Annotated in this window: 2 protein-coding genes; both read right to left on the bottom strand. The window is 70.2% G+C overall.

Features of this window, described 5'->3' with window-relative positions:
• The coding region (locus NVU01S_RS45120; protein WP_244896327.1) for a hypothetical protein at positions 1-1,355 on the bottom strand (1,355 nt) is incomplete at its 3' end.
• Positions 1,356-1,431: 76 nt separating this feature from the next.
• Positions 1,432-3,939 carry an FHA domain-containing protein gene (locus tag NVU01S_RS37895; protein ID WP_014981800.1) on the bottom strand — a complete coding sequence of 836 codons (2,508 nt, stop codon included), beginning with the start codon at positions 3,937-3,939 and terminating at the stop codon, positions 1,432-1,434.
• Positions 3,940-3,949 lie beyond the last annotated feature (10 nt).

The following is a 3,949-nucleotide window of genomic DNA, read 5'->3' on the forward strand; positions in this document are numbered from 1 at the left end:
GGCCCGGGCGGCGGCCCGCTCTGCGGCGGACCCGCCGGACCGCGCTGCTCCTCGGCGGGCTGTCCCGGCGGCCGGGTGAAGCGGCTGCCCAGCTCGGCGAGGTTCGGCGGCAGGCCGCGCGCGGCATCTTCGCGCGAGAGCCGGGTGGTCGCGTCGAGATCGCCCTGGGTCGGATAACCGGGGCCGTACTGCACGGGCGGCACGGGACGCGGCGGCGCAGTGTCCGCCCGCCGCGGTGCGGACTCGGCTTGGCGCTGGGGCGATTCCGCCTGCCGCTGGGGCGATTCGGCTTGCCGCTGACCGGACTCGGCTTGATGCCGCGGCGATTCCGCCTGCCGCTGGGTGGCACCGGCCTGCCGCTGGCCGGGCGGCGCCTGCGGTGGCGCGGACTCGGGCCGGTAATGCCCCGCCTGGTCCCGATGCTGCGGACCTGGATCCTGGTACTGCGTCGGATCGACGCGCGGCGGCGCGGGCTCGGCATGCCTGCCGCCCGGTTCCGGCTCGTCCATCTCGGTATCGGTGACCAGCAGGTGCGCGGCGCCGAGCACCAGCGCGTGCATCGGGTGATCGGCGACCTGCAACCGGTGCCCGAGATGGTTCTGGAAGGCCAGCCGCAGGGCCTCGTTGAAGCACACATTGCCGGACAGCAGCACCGTCGAGGTGTCCGCGCCGATCCGGCGGGCCGCCGCCATCACCTCGATCACCACATTGTCCGCGGACCTGGCGTCTCGCATGGATTCCGGGCTCACCGGCACGTCGACCGATTCGGTCGGCTGCTCGTCGTCGCCGTGTACCGCGACCACCAGCACGGTCCGGCCGTCGGAGTAGACGCCGGTCGCGCCGATGCCGTTCGGCCTGGCCTGATCCGGCGGATGCACCAGACCGAGCGCGCGCACGTACCCCGACAACGCGATGCTCTCCGGCAGCGGCTCGACGATCACGTCGAGCTGTTCCACCAGCGCGGCGTACACCTCGACCTTCTCGTCCGGCCAGCCGTCCGGGAAGGGCAACGCCACCAGGTCGGGCTTGCCGCGCAGATGTTTACCGATCGAGGCCAGCGGGTTGTACATCCGGGCCCGGAACACCAGCTCCGCGGGCCAGGTCGCACCGGCCACCACGATCTGCGGGTGGCCGAGGATGTCGCGCACATCGGCGATCGCCATGCCGAGGTCGGGCCGCTGCCGGTCCACCCCGGCGGTGTGCAACCGCCCCGAAGAATCCGCCAGCAAATACGCGGGCGGTGTCCACATACCCTCCACCTGCACCGGGCGGATCGGCGTGCCCCCGCCACCCGCGGCTACGGACACCACATCCCAGCCGAGATGTACCGCCCCTACTCGCACCGTCACAGGCATAAGTGTGCCTGGTATGCGGCCGAGATGCTCGCTCTTGTCCGCAGCCCCCGGTAGGGGCCGGAAAATCGCACCGGCATCAGGCCACCGACTTCTTCAGCCGGAGTCGCCGCCAGGTGATGACGGCCAGCACGACGGTGAGCAGGATCAGCACGCCCACGTCCAGCGCCCAGATGCCCGGCGTGTGCTCCCACAGCTTGTCCGGCTGCGCGTTGATGAACACTTCGCGAATGTTCACCGTGGAAGCGCCCGTCGCGTAACCCCAGCGGGCCGGGAACAGCCAGGACACCTGCTCGAGCACCACCCGGCCGGTGACCGGGATCAGGCCGCCCGCCATCACCAGCTGGCACATGATGGCCACCACCAGCAGCGGCATCACCTGCTCGTTCGACTTCGCCAGCGACGAAAGCAACAGTCCGACAACGACACAGCAGACCGCGGTCAACGCGATATCGATGTACAGCTCGGCGCTGCCCGAGGCCAGCACCGCGCCCTCGCCCGGACGCTTCTTGCCCGCGAGCACGATGCCGACCAGCACCGCGGACTGCAGCAGCGCGGTGAAACTGAACACCGCGATCTTCGCCAGCAGATACGCCGAGGGCAGCAGTCCGACCGCGCGTTCGCGCTGGAAGATGGTGCGCTCGCCGACCAGGTCACGCACGGTGAGCGTGGAACCCATGAAACAGGCGCCGAGGATCAGCACCACGAGTAGCTGCTGGGTCTCCCCGCCGCCCTGCGGTACGAAACTGCCGTCCGGCAGCGCCTTCAGCGCACCGCGCTGGAAACCGTCCTTACCGGGCACCACCAGCGACAGCGCGCCGAGGATGAACGGCATCACGATGAGGAAGATCAGATAACCGCGATCGGCCAGGATCAGCCGGACCTGTCGGCGCGAGAGCGTCGAGAACTGTTTCCCGCCACTGGATTGCGGGGGTGAGCCCACCGAACCGTACTGCTGGGGTGGCGGCGGTGGTGGCGGCGCGAACGCCTGCCGGGATCGGTAGGCCGCAAATGCCTGGTCCGGGTTGGCCGCCACGTTGGCGAAGATCTCGGCCCAGTCGCTGGTGCCGAGCGCCGCGCCGACACCCGCCGGGTTACCGCAGTAGGCGGTCTTGCCGCCCGGCGCGAGCAGCAGCACCTGGTCGCACATGTCCAGGTGCGCGACCGAGTGCGTCACCACGATCACCACGCGACCCGCGTCGGCCAGCTCGCGCAGCATCACCATGACCTGCCGGTCCAGCGCCGGATCCAGGCCCGAGGTGGGTTCGTCCAGGATCAGCAGCGACGGACCGGTGAGCAGTTCCAGCGCCACCGACGCGCGTTTGCGCTGGCCGCCGGAGAGCCGGTCCACCCGGGTGTCGGCGTGCTCGGTGAGCGAAAGTTCTTTCAGCACACCGTCGATCACCTGTTGCCGGTCGGCCTTGCTGTTGTCCGGCGGCAGCCGCAGCTCGGCCGCGTAGCCCAGCGCCTGGCGCACGGTGAGCTGGCGGTGCAGCACGTCGTCCTGCGGCACCATGCCGATGCGGGAGCGCAACGCCTCGTATTCGGCGTGCAGATTGCGGCCTTCGAAGGTGACCACACCGCCCGAGGGACGGGTGGTACCCGCGATCAAACGGGACAGTGTGGATTTGCCCGCGCCGGACGGGCCGATCAACGCGGTCAGCGTGCCCCGGCTGGCCTGCATGTTCACATCGACGAGCAGTTGCTTGTTGCCCTCGACGGTGAACCCGACACCGTGCACTGCGAGCCCCTGTTCGGCGACCGGCTTCTGCCGGTGCACCAGAGTGCCCTGCTGGACCACGAAGTCGACGTTGCCGACGGTGATGATGTCGCGCTCGCGCAGCACCACCCGCTGCTGCCGGTGACCGTTGACGAACGTGCCGTTCGCCGAGCCGAGGTCCTCGAGGGTGAGGCCCTCGGCGGTGGCGACGAGGCGCGCGTGCTTACGCGAGGCGAGCGGATCGTTGACGACGATCTGGTTGTCGGTGGTGCGGCCGATCGAGAGCCCGCCGGCCGGCAGCCGATCGGCGCGCGCGATCGCCGCGGTCGAGGCCCTGGCCCGCACCGGCGGCATGTTCGAGCTGTCCGCCCGGTGGGTCATGTTGGGGTTGATCGGCTGGGGCGCGTCCTGCGGCGGTTGATACGCCGGGCGCTGGAACTGCTGCACCGGCCGCGGCCCCGCCATCGGCGGCTGGCCGGCCATCGGCTGCTGGCCCGACTGCGGCACCTGCCCCGACTGCGGCGGGCGCACCGACGGACGCTGCGGGGGTTGTGGATTGGCGGGCAGCAGATGGAGCAGCGGACCGCTGATCGCGTCACCGAGGCGCACCTGCGTCGGCCGATCGATCGACACCGGCTGAGTCAGTCGCCGCGCGTCCACGAAGACACCGTTGGTGCTTCCGTTGTCCGCGAGCACCCAGGCGCTACCCTGCCAGGTGAGCGTCGCGTGGACCCGCGAAACCAGCGGGCTGTCGACGAATAGCGTCACCTCCGGCGCGCGGCCCATGGTGACCGGCTGACTCGAATCGAATACTCGTTCGTTTCCATCATGGCGCACGGTGATGGTCTGCGCCCCCGGTGAAGACATGCAGCGGATA

This window comes from Nocardia vulneris (genome assembly GCF_001613425.1).
GTDB classification, from domain to species: Bacteria; Actinomycetota; Actinomycetes; order Mycobacteriales; family Mycobacteriaceae; genus Nocardia; species Nocardia vulneris.